The 16,497-nt window shown below is 35.7% G+C and carries 13 protein-coding genes; 7 read left to right on the top strand and 6 right to left on the bottom strand.

The window, feature by feature from the left end:
• Positions 1 to 58 precede the first annotated feature (58 nt).
• The 6 genes from ABFR62_03195 (at position 59) to ABFR62_03170 (ending at position 6,021) form a co-directional block, all read left to right on the top strand.
• A complete protein-coding gene (locus ABFR62_03195; GenBank protein ID MEN8137413.1) occupies positions 59 to 634 on the top strand; it encodes a TetR/AcrR family transcriptional regulator in 576 nt (191 codons plus the stop codon).
• A 13-nt stretch (positions 635 to 647) separates the two neighbouring features.
• Positions 648 to 1,400: an outer membrane lipoprotein-sorting protein gene (locus ABFR62_03190; protein ID MEN8137412.1), complete on the top strand. Its 753-nt coding sequence runs from the start codon at positions 648 to 650 to the stop codon at positions 1,398 to 1,400.
• A 110-nt stretch (positions 1,401 to 1,510) separates the two neighbouring features.
• Positions 1,511 to 2,734, top strand: coding sequence for an FtsX-like permease family protein (locus ABFR62_03185; protein MEN8137411.1), 1,224 nt, complete (start codon positions 1,511 to 1,513; stop codon positions 2,732 to 2,734).
• 3 nt (positions 2,735 to 2,737) lie between these two features.
• Complete coding sequence (locus ABFR62_03180) at positions 2,738 to 3,964, top strand: FtsX-like permease family protein (GenBank protein MEN8137410.1); 1,227 nt, start codon at positions 2,738 to 2,740, stop codon at positions 3,962 to 3,964.
• A 161-nt stretch (positions 3,965 to 4,125) separates the two neighbouring features.
• A complete protein-coding gene (locus ABFR62_03175) occupies positions 4,126 to 4,833 on the top strand; it encodes an ABC transporter ATP-binding protein (GenBank protein MEN8137409.1) in 708 nt (235 codons plus the stop codon).
• 60 nt (positions 4,834 to 4,893) lie between these two features.
• Positions 4,894 to 6,021, top strand: a complete 1,128-nt coding sequence (locus ABFR62_03170) for a hypothetical protein (protein ID MEN8137408.1) — start codon at positions 4,894 to 4,896, stop codon at positions 6,019 to 6,021.
• 24 nt (positions 6,022 to 6,045) lie between these two features.
• Here ABFR62_03170 and glpK read toward each other — a convergent pair whose 3' ends face one another.
• From glpK to ABFR62_03155, 3 genes are read right to left on the bottom strand one after another with little or no spacing between them, the layout of a single operon-like run.
• Positions 6,046 to 7,533, bottom strand: coding sequence for a glycerol kinase GlpK (gene glpK, locus ABFR62_03165; GenBank protein ID MEN8137407.1), 1,488 nt, complete (start codon positions 7,531 to 7,533; stop codon positions 6,046 to 6,048).
• A gap of 25 nt (positions 7,534 to 7,558) precedes the next feature.
• A complete protein-coding gene (locus ABFR62_03160; protein MEN8137406.1) occupies positions 7,559 to 8,644 on the bottom strand; it encodes a BamA/TamA family outer membrane protein in 1,086 nt (361 codons plus the stop codon).
• 9 nt (positions 8,645 to 8,653) lie between these two features.
• Positions 8,654 to 9,580 (bottom strand): alpha/beta hydrolase, encoded by a 927-nt coding sequence (locus ABFR62_03155; GenBank protein ID MEN8137405.1) that lies wholly within the window; start codon positions 9,578 to 9,580, stop codon positions 8,654 to 8,656.
• A 220-nt stretch (positions 9,581 to 9,800) separates the two neighbouring features.
• On the opposite strand from ABFR62_03155, the gene trpB reads away from it, so the two are divergent.
• Entirely contained in the window at positions 9,801 to 11,042 is a 1,242-nt protein-coding gene (gene trpB, locus ABFR62_03150) for a tryptophan synthase subunit beta (GenBank protein MEN8137404.1), read from the top strand.
• 89 nt (positions 11,043 to 11,131) lie between these two features.
• On the opposite strand, the gene scpA is transcribed toward trpB, so the two are convergent.
• From scpA to ABFR62_03135, 3 genes are all read right to left on the bottom strand, one after another.
• Complete coding sequence (gene scpA, locus ABFR62_03145; protein ID MEN8137403.1) at positions 11,132 to 13,261, bottom strand: methylmalonyl-CoA mutase; 2,130 nt, start codon at positions 13,259 to 13,261, stop codon at positions 11,132 to 11,134.
• Between the two features lie 106 nt (positions 13,262 to 13,367).
• A complete protein-coding gene (locus ABFR62_03140; protein MEN8137402.1) occupies positions 13,368 to 15,188 on the bottom strand; it encodes a methylmalonyl-CoA mutase family protein in 1,821 nt (606 codons plus the stop codon).
• Positions 15,189 to 15,206: 18 nt separating this feature from the next.
• The gene (locus tag ABFR62_03135) at positions 15,207 to 16,496 is read right to left on the bottom strand and encodes an acetyl-CoA hydrolase/transferase C-terminal domain-containing protein (protein MEN8137401.1); all 1,290 of its coding nucleotides are present in this window, start codon (positions 16,494 to 16,496) and stop codon (positions 15,207 to 15,209) included.
• Between the last annotated feature and the right edge of the window lies 1 nt (position 16,497).

The following is a 16,497-nucleotide window of genomic DNA, read 5'->3' as shown; positions in this document are numbered from 1 at the left end:
GTACTAATTAAATTATTTTATAAATTTGACCGACTGGTCAGTCATAAACCGTATAGATATGTCACCACGAACGAGTAAACAGTTACAGGAAATTAAAGAACAACGCGGACTATTAATAATCGACAGTGCGTTGAAGCTTTTTGCAAGTGAAGGATATGTTACAACATCGATGCAAAGTATAGCAAGAGATGCAGGTGTATCGAAAGGTAACCTCTACAACTATTTTGAAAGCAAAGAAGAATTGTTGAAACAAGTTTTAATGAATGGGATAATTGAGTTTGCAAGAATTTACGGTGAATCTCCACGTGCTCCAAAAGATGAAAAAGAATTTGAAAAATTAATATTAAGTAATTTCAATCAGGTTGCTGCAAATATTGATTTTTGGAAATTGTACTACAATTTAGTAGCCCAGCCGGGTGTGCAGCATTTGTTTTCAGAAATATTTACACCTGTTGTGGCAGAGTTTGTAGGTCTATACTCCCAATACTATAAAAATAAGGGGTATAAAAATGCCGAAACAAAGGCTATGCTTTTGGGGAGTACTTTTGACGGTATTATGCTGGGATACATAGTAATGGGAGAAAGTTATCCGATAGATGAAGTTTTGAAAGAATTAATTGAGAAATATAAATAACGTACAGGAAAATATGAAAACACTCAAAAAAGTTACAACGCTCATTCTGTTATTTATTTCAGCAAGTACAGTAAATGCTCAAACTGCCGAAGACATAATAAAAAAGGCTGATGAGTTAATGAGAGGAGAAAGTAATACTTCTGTTATGAAAATGGAGATAATTCGCCCAACATGGAAGCGCTCTGTAAGCATGAAAAGCTGGGGTAGAGGGGTTGATTATTCTATGACGTATATTACAGCTCCGGCGAAAGATAAGGGTCAGGTCTTCATGAAACGAGAAACAGAAATGTGGAACTGGATGCCGGCGATTGGTAGAATGATAAAAATTCCTGCTTCGATGATGTCGCAAGGCTGGATGGGATCCGATTATACAAATGATGATATTTTAAAGGAAAGCTCTATTGTAAAGGATTACGAGCACAAAATAGTTTCAGAGGAAGTAATTGATGGCTATGAAACATGGAAAATAGAAATGACTCCTAAAGAGGATGCAGCTGTAATTTGGGGAAAAGTTTATAAGTGGATACTTAAAGATAAGTATATCCAGATTAAGTCGGAATATTACGACGAAGATGATGAGTTGGTAAAAAGTGATTTTGCATACGACTTTAAAACTGTTGGAGGAAGATTTATTCCAACCCGTGTAGAAATAGTACCTGCAGACGAAGAGGGTAAAAAAACAGTTGTATATATTCAGAGTATGGAATTCGATGTAAAACTGGATGAGTCATTTTTCTCTCAACAAAAGATGAAGAAAGTTAGGTGAAAAATGCGTAATGTAAAGCGTTGCGATAGAATGTTGAGACATCTATTGAAATATAGAGATCTCACCACTACTTACTGTCGGTTGAAATGACGTTATAAAACGGAAAATATATGATCACAATATTAAAAATAGCCTGGCGAAATATTTGGAGAAACAAGCGGAGGACCTTGATAACAGTTGCATCGATCACTTTTGCTTTATTTTTTTCAATAGTAATGAGAGGTTTTCAGGTAGGCTCTTATGACAAAATGAAAGAGAATGCAGTTGAGGCTTATTCAGGCTACATTCAAATACATAAAAAAGGCTATTGGGAAGATAAGAATATAAATAATATTTTTTCTATTGATGAAGCAGCTATAAGCAGTTTAGAGGATGATTCACGGGTTAGTGTAGTGATTCCACGCTTAGAGTCTTTTGCTTTAGCCTCTTCGGGCGAGGCGACAAAAGGTGTTGCTATAATGGGGGTATCGCCTGAAAAAGAAGATAAGATGACTAAGATTAGGTCATATCTTGAAGAGGGAGAGTTTATTAATTATAACGATAAATCAATACTTGTAGCACAGGATCTGGCAAAATTTTTAAATGTAAAGGTTAACGATACTCTGGTTTTGTTTTCATCCGGGTATCATGGGGCGACGGCAGCAGGATTGTATCATATTAAAGGTATACTGAAACTACCTACACCTGATATGAATCGCGGTACTGTTTATATGCCAATAAAAGAGGCAAAATCATTTTTCTCAAGTGAAGGGAAACTCACTGCTTTAGTATTTGATTTGCATGAACTCGATGATGTAAAAGCAGTACTGAAAAAAATAAACTCAGAGCTTGATAAAGAAAAATATGAAGTAATGGGATGGGTTGAAATGAATAAGGAACTAATGCAGATGATAGAAAGCGATAATGCCGGAGGTGTTATTATGATTGCAATTCTGTACTTAATAGTCGCCTTTGGAATATTCGGAACAGTACTTATGATGACCACAGAGCGAATCAGGGAATTCTCGGTAATGATATCTATTGGAATGCAGAAAAGTAAACTAGCACTTGTTGTGATAATTGAATTGTTATTTATCACAGCTATTGCGGTTGTATCGGGTATTGTAATTAGTCTTCCGCTGATGATTTATTATTATTATAACCCTATACAACTTACAGGAGAGTCATTAGAAGCGATGAAAGATTTTAATTTTGAGCCGGTTGCACCTATGAGTATGGATCCTCAAATATTTGTAAATCAAGCTATAGTAATTGCGATAATTAGTATGATTGCGATGTTATATCCTACAATAAAAATTATGACATTAAATGTAATTAACGGTTTAAGATCTTAAATTATGATGTTGATAAAAATAGCATGGCGAAATATATGGAGAAGTAAGCTGCGAAGCTCAGTGGTACTTCTGGCTATAGCATCCGGATTGATTGGAGGACTTTTTACATCTGCCTGGATGAATGGCTTGGCTAAGCGGAGAGTTAAAGATGCTTTTTCAATTGAAACTGCACATATTCAGTTTCACCATCCTGAGTTTGCCGATAATTTTGATGTAAAAAAAACTATCAATTTAAGTAATGAAAAACTTGATGAAATATCAAAAATAAAAGGAGTGAAGGCTGTAACATCAAGGATTAAAACCCAGGCAATGGCAGCTACAGCAAATAAAAACAGTGGAGTTACTATTGTTGGAATTAATCCTGAAACAGAGAAAAATGTTTTCAAACTGTACGAAAAGATAGACTCGGTAAACGGAGATTTTTTTGAGACTGAAAAACGGAACTCTATAGTGATATCAAAGGCTTTAGCAAAAGAACTTAAAGTAAAGCTTAAATCTAAAATAGTATTGACATTTCAGGATTATAAGGGAGAAATTACTGGTGCAGCTTTTAAGGTTATAGGAATATATAAGACAGATAACAGACCATGGGATAAAATGCATGTATTTGTAAAAGATAAGGATTTAAGAAGGGTTCTTGAACTCCCCGAAAATCAATCTCACGAAATAGATATTTTATTGGATAATTCGGCAAATGCATCAATAGTTTCAGAACAACTTCAATCAAAATACCCCGATGTTCTTTGTGAAGACTGGTCTGATATACAGCCTTATTTAAAATTTATTTCAGAATATATGGATGTTTATATGGGTATTTTTATGATAATTATACTCGCTGCCTTAGGTTTTGGAATAGTTAATACCATGCTTATGGTGATACTGGAAAGGACAAAAGAACTCGGAATGTTGATGGCTATCGGAATGAGTAAAGCAAGAATTTTTTATATGATAATGTTGGAAACTGTTTTTTTGTCACTTGTTGGGGCAGTGATAGGAGAGTTTATCTCTATGCTGGTAATAAATTATTACGGAACTGCGGGACTTGATTTTTCAGCATGGGCTGATGGGCTGGAATCTGTAGGTTACAGTGCAATTAGTTATCCGGAGCTGGAAATATTCAGGTATCTGCAAATAACAGTATTAGTTGTTGTAACTGGGATACTGGCATCAATTTATCCCGCAATAAAAGCGTTGAAGTTAAACCCTGTAGAGGCTTTAAGAACGGAGTAACATACGACCGAAGTTTTATCAGTGTCCTTGAAGTCGAATAAAACTAAGTGGAGATATTTCGAGATATGTACTGCCAACTATCAAAAGATTCCTCCATTGCGTTATCGCTTCAGTCGGAATAACCTATTAATTAAACATATAACCGAATAAACTAAAGAAAGATGAGTATTATAAAAATAAGTAATCTTACAAAAACTTATCATGATACGGAGGTGCCGGTACATGCGGTAAACGGAATTAATCTGGAATTTAAAGAGGGTGAATTTACTGCTATAGTTGGCCCTTCAGGATCAGGGAAGACAACTTTATTGAATATGGTGGGAGGGTTAGAACACCCAACATCAGGAATAGTTGAAATTAGGGGAACTGATATGTCAACTTTATCTTCCAGTAAGTTGATAGATTTTAGATTGAGAAATATTGGATTTGTTTTTCAGTCCTATAATTTAATTCCAGTACTTACAGCAAAAGAAAACGTAGAGTTTATAATGCAGTTACAAAATTGGGATAAAAATAAGATGGATAACAGGACAATTTCTCTACTAGAATCAGTTGGACTGGGCGATAGGTTGAATAGTCGTCCAAATCAGCTATCGGGAGGACAACAACAACGGGTAGCTGTAGCAAGAGCACTGGCTTCTAAACCAACATTTATTCTTGCTGATGAGCCAACAGCAAACCTTGACTCTAAATCTACTACACAGTTATTAGAAATAATGGAACGTCTTAATGAGGAAGAACATATAACTTTTATTTTCTCCACTCACGATCAAAGGGTTGTAGATAAAGCTCACAGAGTGATTACTATTGATGATGGTAAGGTTGTTTCGGACGAGGTTAGGAAAAAGATTATAGTTGATAAATCATAGATTTCTAAAAAATCAATAATAAGTTATATGCACAACATCTTTAAAATTTTATTATTTCTGATGTTATCATTACTGTATTCAGTTGCTTATGCACAGGATAATTACATGCTGAAAGGTTATGTGAAAGGAATGTCGGCAATGCAGTCAACCGGTGATGATGAGCCAATGATGATTGAAAACACAATATACAACAGACTTGATTTTAACTGGTATTTAAACGATAACTTCACCCTTACAGCAGGTCTGAGGAACAGAATAGTGGCTGGTAATAATGTATCTCAAATTCCGGACTATAGCAATTACATCTCACGCGACCAGGGTTATATGAATTTGAACTGGCTTTGGGTTGATAAAAATTCATGGTTGGGAATATCTCAGATTGACAGGTTGATGTTTGATTATACTGTTGGTAATCTTCAGATAACAGTTGGTCGGCAAAGAATAAACTGGGGACAGTCGTATGTATGGAATCCCAATGACTTGTTCAATACATATTCTTATTTTGACTTTGACTATGAAGAAAAACCCGGAAGTGATGCAGTAAGACTGCAATATTATATTGGCGAATCAGGAAAAATAGAATCGTCAACGTCAATAAACAGTGATAATAAAATAACATCTGCTTTATTGTACAGATTTAACACAGGAGGTTATGATTTACAGTTTTTGGGAGGTGTTTTTACAGAGACCGATTATGTAATAGGAGCAGGGTGGTCGGGAAGTATTGCCGGCGGTGGTTTTAACGGTGAATTAACTTACTACCATCCCATAGAAAACTTTGCTGATAGTACTGGTAATTTAACTGCAGCAATACATTACGATTATACTTTTAGTAACTCGCTAAACCTACAGTTAGAAATGCTCTATAACGGCTTTGGTGCAGATGATATGGGTTCCGGCTTAGGAGGCGTTTTATTTATGGATTTAAGTCCTAAAAGTCTATTTATAACCAAATATGCATTCTTTACAAGTGCCGGATATAGTATTTCTCCCTTAGTTTACGCTTCATTGTCGGGCATGTACGGACCTGAAGGCAGTTTTTTATATGTAGGTCCAATGCTGACTTACTCGATGTCTGATACTATGGAACTGGCCGCTATTGGTCAATATTTTTCAATGGAAGAAATACATGAAGATGTTCCTAATGAAGGAAGTGCCATATTCGTAAGGCTGAAATGGTCATTTTAAAGTTGTCTAACATCTGTTTTATTATTATATATTCTTAACACGGTCTACAGCCTGTAACCAACCGGTATAAAATTTGGTTCTTAGTTTATTGTCGATTTCAGGTTTGAAGATTTTATTTATGCTTTTATTGTCCGAAATATCATGTTTACTATAGTACCCCACTGCTAAACCTGCTAATAATGCAGATCCAAGAGCCGTAGACTCCTTTTTTTCGGTGCGAATAATATCAGCATTTAATATATCTGATTGAAACTGCATAAGAAAATTATTATCCACAGCACCACCATCAACATATATTTTATTAAGGTCAATATTACTGTCAGTGACCATTGAGTAAAGTACGTCTTTAGTTTGATAAGCCATAGATTCCAGTGCAGCTCTTACAATATGATATTTATTTGAATCTCTTGTTAATCCGATAATTGCACCTTGTGTTGAACCGTCCCAGTGCGGAGCACCTAAACCTGTGAAAGCAGGTACAAAATACACTCCATTGTTATCATCAACCTTTGTGGCTAAAATTTCGCTTTCTGATGAGTGATTTATTAACCCCATTTGGTCTCTCAGCCACTGAATAACAGCTCCTGCAACGAAAACACTTCCTTCCAGTGCATATGTAGTTTGACCATTAAAATGCCAGGCGATAGTTGAAAGTAGTCCGTGATTTGATTTTACAACCTTTCTGCCGGTATTCATCAACATAAAACATCCGGTGCCATAAGTATTCTTAACCATTCCTTCATTTACGCATTGATGACCAAATAAAGCAGCCTGTTGGTCTCCTACTAATGAAGAAACAGGGATCCTGTGCTCAAAAGTATTTTTGCCGGTATATCCGTAAACTTCGCTTGTATCCTTTATTTTCGGGAGGATCTCTTTGGGAATATTGAAAAAATCCAGGAGTTCATTACTCCAATCTTTTTTGTTGATATCGAATAACATTGTTCGCGAGGCATTACTGTAATCTGTATAATGCAACTCTCCATTAGTTAATTTCCACAAGAGCCAGGTGTCAATAGTCCCGAATAGGAGCTCTCCTTTTTTCGAACGTTCTCTGTCCTTGTCGTATTTATCGAGTATCCATTTTATTTTAGTTGCCGAGAAATAAGAATCTACAAGCAATCCGGTTTTTCTTTTAATAATATTAAAATAACTGCTATGTTTTATATCTTCACAATATTTAGCTGTTCTGGTATCTTGCCAAACAATAGCTCTATGTAATGGTTTTCCTGTTTTTTTATCCCAAACAATTGTTGTTTCCCGTTGATTGGTAATACCTATTGCAGCAATTTCATTTGATGTCAGTTTTCTTTTTTCCAAAATCTTTAGTGCCGACTCGTAAGAAGTTTGCCAAATTTCTTCAGGACTTTGCTCTACCCAACCTTTGAAAGGGTAGTATTGTTTTATTTCTTTCTGTTCGATACAAACTATATTCTGTTCTTTATCAAACAAAACAGCTCTTGAACTTGTTGTACCCTGATCTATGGATAGTATATACTTTTCTTCTTTCATCTGTATAATTTCATGTCAATAATATTCAACGTGTAAATGCTTCTCCAATTCTAAAATAGACTCCCCAATCACCTTTTCCTTTGGCTACATCAATACCTATGTTGATATTTCGTGATGGTATGGCTTTAAATCTGATTCCTGTTCCAATTGCAGGCAGTATGCCACTGTAATTGTTTCCGTTCCAGTCGTTGGTTGATATTGCTGCACCACCAAAAGCAACAAGTCCCCATTTTTTATAAAAATTCCATCTTAATTCTGTTTGTAAAGCATAAACCTGTTTCCCCCGGTATTTGCCATCGGTATATCCTCTTAAATCATCCCTTCCAACTTTGTTTTCCCCGGCAGTAGGTATGCTGTCTCCAAATGAAATAGCACTATATAGCCTCGCTAGTATTACTGAGTTATCGTTTAAAGAAAAATACTTGTTATATTCAATTTTTACCTGATTATACTGAGAGGTAGAACCAAATGCCTCAAGGAATGTAAAAGTGTTAACCTTTGCATTTTGACCTTTTTGCGGATAAAAAACACTATTTCTGTCATCATATTCAGTAGCTACACCAAAACCAAATAGTTTGTTATCTTCATCCGGGATAGATTCGTCGGAAAAGGTAGTGCTAACTTGCGAATAAGTGAATCTTGCACCCAGATAAAAGTTATTGTAAATCTGCTTTGTGCCTTCAATATATATAAAGGCCATTTTAGTGTTGTAATCAACAAACTGACCTTCTTCGTCAGTTGGGATTTCTCCCTGTGCCGGGATTTCTTCCGGGAAATTAAAGAATTTTTGAAATTTAATGTCTCCATACCCGATGCTTGCTTTAGTTCGGTAGTTATCTTCTTTAAAATACATTTTAGAAAATAAGCCCCCAAAAAAAGTAGTATTTGAAAAATAAGATCCAAAGAATCCTACTTTAGAAGCCGGAGAGATTGAATCTCTATTATTCATTTTAAAGAACGCTGTTCCCATAGCTCCAACTTGAGTTCCAAATGAGCTGTTGTACATAACAATTGGTATAAAGGCATAATTTACATCCTTCTTTTTCTCTTTACTTTGACAAAAAGAAATAAAGGGAAGAATTAATAATAGTATCAGATATATATTCTTCATTTTCAGTAATTAAACTTTTTCATTTAACCATTCAAGTATATCGTTTGTAACTTCTTCTTTATTGATTTCATTTAAAATTTCATGACGTGCATCGGGGTAAAGCTTCAGAGTAACATCTTCAACACCGGCAAGAATATATTTATCGGCAATCTTTTTAATATCTTTTCCTTTGTTAGCAAGGGGATCTGCCATTCCTGAAGCCAGATATAGTTTAAGTTTTTTTGGAGTATTCTCAAAAACTTCATCTCCACGAACTATCTCGAGAGCTTTAGCCATTTGTGTACCAAATTCAATTGTAATAGTATTACCCGTTAAAGGATCCTGCTCGTATTTTTCAACTTCCTTTTCATCTCTGCTGATAAAATCAACAGTACCTTTCCTGTCTTTTATTTTTGAGTTTAATACTCCCCAGTAAAAATCATTGTATACCTGGTTGGGTTTGTTTTTATCAGAAAATAAAGCCCATACTTTAGACATAAATATACCGCCTTTAATTTCTAAATCATTTCCCCAGCTTGTACCGGAAATTATTGCAGCTTTAAATTCATCTCCTCTTAGGGATATTAATTTACGGGTCATAAACGAACCAAGACTATGGCCAAAAACAACGCGGGGGATATCAGGATACTTTATTTTTATATTATTTAGTATTTCTTCTAAATCGCGTACAGCTCTTAAAAAACCGTCATCATCGCCAAAATGCGAAAATATCCCACTTTCTTTTGCCGTTAATCCGTGTCCGCGATGATCAGGTGCAATAACTACATATCCGAGTTGATTCAGTCGCTTTGCAAAAGCATCATATCGTTTGGCATGTTCAACGGAACCGTGGACTATTAACATTAGTTTGTCAGGTGCTAAGTTTTCCGGTAACCATTTGTGGATATAGATGTTCAAATCATCTTTAACTGCCAGTGTAGAAGTACTATAACTCATGAAATTAATTTTATAAGTTAAAGATAATGAATAGTTTTTTACCATATAATATTTTAAACAAAAGCTTTATTCTGTTATTTAAGCCCGTCAGGTAAATGAAAAAACGGTAATATTTGTAAATAGCTAATTGTTTTGTTTAAATATGTTGCTAATTGCAATTTTAATCCTATTATTGTCTTTTAATGTGAAAGTTTAATAATTAAAAATAGTATTTAGAACTATGAAGACCGAAAGCCAAGCCAAACAAGATCTGCTCGATGAAAGTAAAATGCCGGATGAAAATGGATTCTTTGGCGAATATGGAGGAAGGTTTGTACCTCCCATGCTTGATCCGGTAATGAAGGAGATTGGAGAAGTCTATGAACAGATAAAGAATGATCCGGAGTTTATCGAAGAACTTTATTACTTACAAAAGCATTATACAGGCAGGCCATCACCAATATTCCACGCTAAGAATTTATCTGAAAAGATTGGAGGTGCTCAAATTTACCTGAAGAGGGAGGATTTGAATCACACCGGGGCACATAAAATAAATCATTGTCTTGGGGAAGCTCTTTTGGCAAAAAAAATGGGTAAGAAAAAGCTTATTGCCGAAACCGGTGCCGGACAGCACGGTGTTGCACTGGCTACAGCGGCATCTTTATTAGGTTTGGAGTGTGATATTTATATGGGTGAAGTAGATATTTACAAAGAGGCGCCTAATGTTACCAGAATGAAAATTCTGGGGGCAAAAGTAATTCCTGCAACACATGGATTGAAAACACTGAAAGAAGCGGTAGATTCGGCCTTTGGCGCTTATCTGGAAGATACCGAGAGTCAGTTTTATGCCATCGGTTCTGTTGTAGGACCTGATCCATTCCCTAAAATGGTTCGTGATTTTCAATCGGTAGTAGGTAGAGAAGCTAAAGAGCAGTTTGAGGAGTTAACAGGTGCTCAACCGGATAATCTTATTGCCTGCGTTGGGGGAGGATCTAATGCGATGGGATTATTTAATGCTTTTTTAAATGATGAAGATGTTAATATATACGGTGTAGAACCTGCCGGAACAAGTTTTAAACCCGGAGATCATGCCGCAACACTGACTATGGGTAAACCGGGTGTAATACATGGCTTCAAGTGCTATTTATTACAGGATGAAAAAGGGGAACCTGCACCTGTAAATACTGTGGCTAGCGGTTTGGATTATCCAGGAGTAGGCCCTCAGCACAGTTTCCTGAAAGATATCGAAAGAGTAAATTATGACACCATTAACGATAAGGAAGCAATAGATGCCTTTATGGAGTTGTCGAGAGAAGAAGGAATAATTCCGGCATTGGAAAGTTCTCATGCTGTTGCTTACGCGATGAAAATAGCTAAAGATATGCCAAAAACTGAAACTATTTTAGTTAATTTATCAGGAAGAGGAGATAAGGATATTGATTATGTGGTTGAGAAGTTTGGAGACTATTTAGCAATAAAATAATTCAAAATAAATTTAAAAACTCTCGCTAAGCGCAGAGAAGCAGAGATTTCTAAATTTCTTTGCGTCTCTGCGACTTTACGAGATTTAGATTACTGTTCCAAATACTTCTCCATTATAGTAATGGCAGATTCAGAAATAACCGTTCCCGGACCAAATACGGCAGCTACTTTTTTATCGAATAAATATTTATAATCCTGCTCAGGAATTACTCCACCTGCAAATACCAATATGTCAGGTCTGCCAAGTTTAGATAATTCATCTATTAGTTGTGGAATCAATGTTTTGTGTCCTGCAGCCAAACTAGATGCACCTACAAAATGAACATCATTTTCTACAGCCTGTTTTGCCACCTCCTCAGGGGTTTGAAACAATGGACCCAGATCTACATCAAAGCCTATATCTGCAAGGCTCGAAGCCACAACTTTAGCACCTCTGTCGTGTCCGTCCTGTCCCATTTTAGCAATCATTACACGGGGGCGGCGACCTTCGATCTCGGCAAATTTATCTGCCAGTTTCTGAGCTTTCAAAAAAGTTTTATCGTTATTTACTTCCTTACTGTACACTCCACTTATAAGTTTTGTATCGGCTTTATGACGACCGAAATGTTTTTCTAATGCGTCGGAAATCTCACCTAAAGTAGCAAAATTTTCAGCAGCATCTACTGCCAAGTCCAACAAATTACCTTCTCCATTTTCGGCGCACCTCTCCAGAGCATCCAGTTTAGATTGAACTATATTCTGATTTCTTTCTGATTTTAGTTTATTTAATCGTTCTATTTGAGAGTTTCTAACGGCAGTATTATCTACCTCAAGTATTTCTATATCTGACTTTTCTTTAGTTTGATACTTGTTAACTCCGACCAAAATATCCTGACCTGAATCTAATCGTGCCTGTTTACGTGCCGAAGCTTCTTCAATTCGCATTTTTGGAATACCGGTTTCAATGGCCTTAGCCATACCTCCAAGTTCTTCAATTTCTTCTATTAGTTTCCAGGCTTTTTCCGCTATTTCCTTAGTCAGATATTCTACATAATAAGAACCTGCCCAGGGATCAACAGCTTTTGTTATTTGAGTTTCCTCCTGAATATATATTTGTGTATTTCTGGCTATTCTGGCAGAGAAGTCAGTAGGTAGAGCGATTGCTTCATCTAAAGCATTAGTATGTAAGGATTGTGTCCCACCAAGCCCGGCTGCCATTGCTTCTATGCATGTGCGTGCAACATTGTTATAAGGATCCTGCTCACTTAAACTCCAACCTGATGTTTGGCTGTGGGTACGCAATGCCATTGATTTAGGATTTTGCGGATTGAACTGTTTAATGATTTTAGCCCAAAGCATACGTGCAGCACGCATTTTGGCAATTTCCATAAAGTGATTCATCCCAACAGCCCAGAAAAACGAAAGTCGCGGAGCAAAGGCGTCTATTTTCAATCCTGATTTTAACCCTGTTCTAATGTATTCCAATCCATCGGCTAAAGTGTATGCCAATTCTATATCTGCAGTGGCACCCGCTTCCTGCATATGATATCCGCTAATTGAGATAGAGTTAAACTTAGGCATGTTTTTGGTGGTGTATTCAAAAATATCACCTATAATTTTCATCGATGGAGCAGGAGGGTAGATGTATGTATTCCTAACCATAAACTCCTTTAAGATATCATTTTGAATAGTTCCACTTAATTTGTCAAGAGGAACCCCTTGTTTTTTTGCGGCTGCAATATAAAATGCCATGATTGGAAGTACAGCACCATTCATAGTCATTGAAACCGACATTTTATCCAATGGAATCTGATCGAACAGAACTTCCATATCAAGTACCGAGTCTATTGCTACACCCGCCTTACCAACATCACCGGTAACGCGTGGATGGTCAGAATCATATCCACGGTGTGTAGCCAGATCAAAAGCTACAGAAAGTCCTTTCTGACCTGCAGCCAGATTCCTTCTGTAAAAAGCGTTTGACTCTTCTGCCGTAGAAAATCCTGCATATTGGCGGATAGTCCAAGGACGTGTAACGTACATCGTACTGTATGGTCCACGTAGAAATGGAGGTAATCCCGCAGCAAAGTCCAAATGCTCGGCGTCTTTGATGTCATCTTTTGTAAAGTGTTTCTTTACAGGTATTCCTTCAGGAGTACTCCAAATTTCTTGATTCTCCGAAGTAGCAATTTTTGGGTTTGCCGTTGTATCTATTTTTAAATCTGAAAAATCAGGTCTCATCTCTTTTTTATTATTTGGTTATTGCTTCGATGTTTATTTGTACTCGGTCTGCTATAAATTTTAGTATAACATTTTACCTCATAACTAACATTCGATGCATAAACTATTACATACTTGCTACTTGTTTCTGAATTTTATTCTGAATACTCGAAATAGTATCAATTACATCTGACTTTATATTAATAAAGCCGTCCAAACCTTCATTAAGTAATTTATCTGCAATATCGGAAGGATTTCCGGCTAATAAAAGGACTTTATCATTATTCATGGTTCTAAATAGTTTTACAAAATCAATAGCTGTTTCAGCGTAATCATTGTCAGAACTACAAATAATTACTATATCGGACTCTGATTTAGAACTTTCTTCGACTGCTTTTTTTGCACAGCAATGACTTTGTTCATCAAGAATTATGAATCCGCTTACTCCCATAAAGTCATGTGCAAAAGCAGCTCTTGCTTTACTCATAGCCAAATTTCCATAGCTGGTTAATTCAACTACAGGCCTATGTTTGGTTTTAGCTACTAATTCCTCGGTATTTCTTCTAATAGCTTCAATCTCCAGAGCAGCCCGACGAGGTTTTAAAATTTTATTTATAGACTTAGTACCCATTCTCATTTCAGAAAGAATATCGGGATTAACAGCTTCTGTTAAATTAGGAAATTTGTTTACACCTACAATAGTTAGTTTGCGCTTACTCAACATTTTAATTTTCTCGAATCTGATTTCAGCAATTTGTTTTTGTATTCGCTCACTTTCAAAGCTTTGAAAAAAACCTCCATTATTTTCTATTATTTTAAAAAGTTCAAGAGCTTTTTCTGCAATTTTAGAGCTTATCTCTTCGATGTAATAGGATCCGTCAACAGGATTTGTCACTTTATCAAAATATGATTCTTTCATTAATATAGTGGCAATATTTCCAGCTATTCTACTTGAAAAATCGTTTATATCATTATACTGTTTATCAAATGCATCAACTTCCAATCCATCAACATTTCCTAAAATTGCTGACATAACTTCTGTTGTAGCTCTAAGCATATTAGTATTTACATCGGTAACTGACTTGCTCCAAATTGAAGTTTTTGCACTTAAACTGTTGGTAAATTCTCTTACACCATATTTATCAGCTATTCCGTGAAGTAAATTATTGAAAGCTCTAAACTTCCCTATTTCAATAAAGTATTCAGACCCAACCGCAAATTCAAAATGTAAATTGTCAAAAATGGTTTGGACTTCAATTCCTCTTTTAGAGTATTTATCTATTAAATATACCAAAGAGCTTAAGGTATATGCTATTTCCTGTACCTGATTTGCCCCTGAATCTAAATAGATCCCTCCTGAAATAAAAATAGATTTATGATTGGGGTAGTTTTTAGTTAAATTTATAATTTCGCAAACTATATCAAATTGATTACAATCTATTTTTCCACTTGTAACATAACTGTGTATTACGCTTAAATCAAAATAACCTCTAAGGTTATCAAAACTAACGTCATTTTCATTTACAAAGGAAAGGAATTCATTTACAAACTCTATTTCTTTATTTCGAAGGATGAATGAAACAGCAATGGTGTTCAAATCTATTCCTTCAAGGAGTCCGTATGCCGAAACATTTTCTTTAAGATCGAAAATCAGTCCGTTCATTCCTTCCGAAATAGCTTTTAGCGCAAGTTTATTAGCGTTTTTTTCCTTATTGACAATTATACGTCTGTAATTAATTAAAGATTGAGAATTTTCTCCTGTATTTTCTAAATATACTTCATGGTCTTCGTAATTATAAAAACTTTGTAAATTAATCTGGTTCAAATTTTTCCAAACAAGTTTTTTGTCATAGTCAGCCCCTTTCAAATCCATTGTTGCTTTAGCCTTCCATTCTTGTTTCGACACAGAATTGAAATTATCAAAAAGCAAATTATCTTTATTGTTCATATTTTCGATTATAATTCATTAAACACACATCAAACTACTGCCAAATCTTTCGAATATAGCCTGATCTAATTCACCACGATTTTCGGGATGAGCAATATCTCTTAGTGCTTTAGCACGTTGTTTAAGGTTTTTTCCAAACAATTCTGCAACTCCGTATTCTGTTGCTACAAAGCGGGCATGTGCTCGTGTGGTAACGACTCCTGCACCCGGTTTTAAGAAGGGAACAATTTTAGAGATCCCTTTCATTGTAGCAGATGTAATAGCAATTATAGGTTTTCCACCTTCAGAAAGAGCAGCTCCACGCATAAAATCCATTTGCCCGCCAACACCTGAGAACATTCTAAAACCGATTGAATCAGCACAAACCTGACCGGTTAGATCAACTTCAATTGCTGAATTTATAGCCGTAACTTTGGGGTTTTGTCTTATTATAGCTGTATCGTTTACATAAGCTATATCTAACATTTCAATTTCTGGGTTATCATCCATAAAATCATATAAACGGCGGGTTCCCATAGCAAATCCGGAAACAATTTTATATGGATTTACTTTTTTCTTTGCCCCGTTAATTACACCTTTATTAACTAAGTCTACAATTCCTTCTGAAAACATTTCAGTGTGAACGCCTAAATCTTTGTGATTTGTTAAATAGGTGAGTACTGCATTTGGAATACCCCCAATTCCCATTTGCAGGGTAGAGCCATCATCTATAATTTCAGCTATATTTTTTCCTATTGCTTTCTCGGCTTCCGTAGGAGAAACAAATTTCATTTCGTGAATTTCTTCACATACTTCTACACATGCATCAAAATTTCGAAGATGAACAATTCCGTCACCAACAGTTCGAGGCATACGTGGATTTATCTGGGCGATTATTTTTTTCCCTTTTTCTACGGCAGAGATTACAATATCTACTGAAACTCCGAGTGAACAGAATCCATGTTTATCGGGCGGGGATACATTTACTAAAACTACATCCAAATCCATATAGCCTTGACGGAATAAACTCGGAATATCGCTTAAAAAAATAGGAATATAATCAGCAGTTACTCCTACCATTTTTCTGATATTTCCTCCTATGAAAAATGCGTTAGTTTTAAAACTATCGCTTAACTCTGTAGCTGTATAACCACATTCTCCCTCGGTATGCAGGTGTACAATTTCAACTCCTTTTAACTCATGCGCCCGTTCAACCATTGCTTTAACTAAAGCTTGAGGTGTTGCAGCACCACCTTGAATAAGGACTCTATTGCCTGATTTTATTAATTTAACAGCTTCTTGTGCAGTCATTTTATTTGGTATTTTCATA

This window comes from Bacteroidota bacterium, assembly GCA_039714315.1.
GTDB lineage: Bacteria > Bacteroidota > Bacteroidia > Flavobacteriales > JADGDT01 > JADGDT01.
Note: the sequence above shows the minus strand (reverse complement) of the source record. Positions and strands in the feature narration are given on the sequence as shown.

Bases quoted from the DNA above. Each gene is read 5' to 3' on its own strand.
- ABFR62_03190 (MEN8137412.1), top strand. From the start codon at position 648: ATGAAAACACTCAAAAAAGTTACAACGCTCATTCTGTTATTTATTTCA.
- scpA (MEN8137403.1), bottom strand. From the start codon at position 13,261: ATGAGACCTGATTTTTCAGATTTAAAAATAGATACAACGGCAAACCCA.
- ABFR62_03195 (MEN8137413.1), top strand. From the start codon at position 59: ATGTCACCACGAACGAGTAAACAGTTACAGGAAATTAAAGAACAACGC.
- ABFR62_03175 (MEN8137409.1), top strand. From the start codon at position 4,126: ATGAGTATTATAAAAATAAGTAATCTTACAAAAACTTATCATGATACG.
- ABFR62_03135 (MEN8137401.1), bottom strand. From the start codon at position 16,496: ATGAAAATACCAAATAAAATGACTGCACAAGAAGCTGTTAAATTAATA.
- ABFR62_03160 (MEN8137406.1), bottom strand. From the start codon at position 8,644: ATGAAGAATATATATCTGATACTATTATTAATTCTTCCCTTTATTTCT.
- ABFR62_03180 (MEN8137410.1), top strand. From the start codon at position 2,738: ATGATGTTGATAAAAATAGCATGGCGAAATATATGGAGAAGTAAGCTG.
- glpK (MEN8137407.1), bottom strand. From the start codon at position 7,533: ATGAAAGAAGAAAAGTATATACTATCCATAGATCAGGGTACAACAAGT.
- ABFR62_03185 (MEN8137411.1), top strand. From the start codon at position 1,511: ATGATCACAATATTAAAAATAGCCTGGCGAAATATTTGGAGAAACAAG.
- ABFR62_03170 (MEN8137408.1), top strand. From the start codon at position 4,894: ATGTTATCATTACTGTATTCAGTTGCTTATGCACAGGATAATTACATG.
- ABFR62_03155 (MEN8137405.1), bottom strand. From the start codon at position 9,580: ATGAGTTATAGTACTTCTACACTGGCAGTTAAAGATGATTTGAACATC.
- trpB (MEN8137404.1), top strand. From the start codon at position 9,801: ATGAAGACCGAAAGCCAAGCCAAACAAGATCTGCTCGATGAAAGTAAA.
- ABFR62_03140 (MEN8137402.1), bottom strand. From the start codon at position 15,188: ATGAACAATAAAGATAATTTGCTTTTTGATAATTTCAATTCTGTGTCG.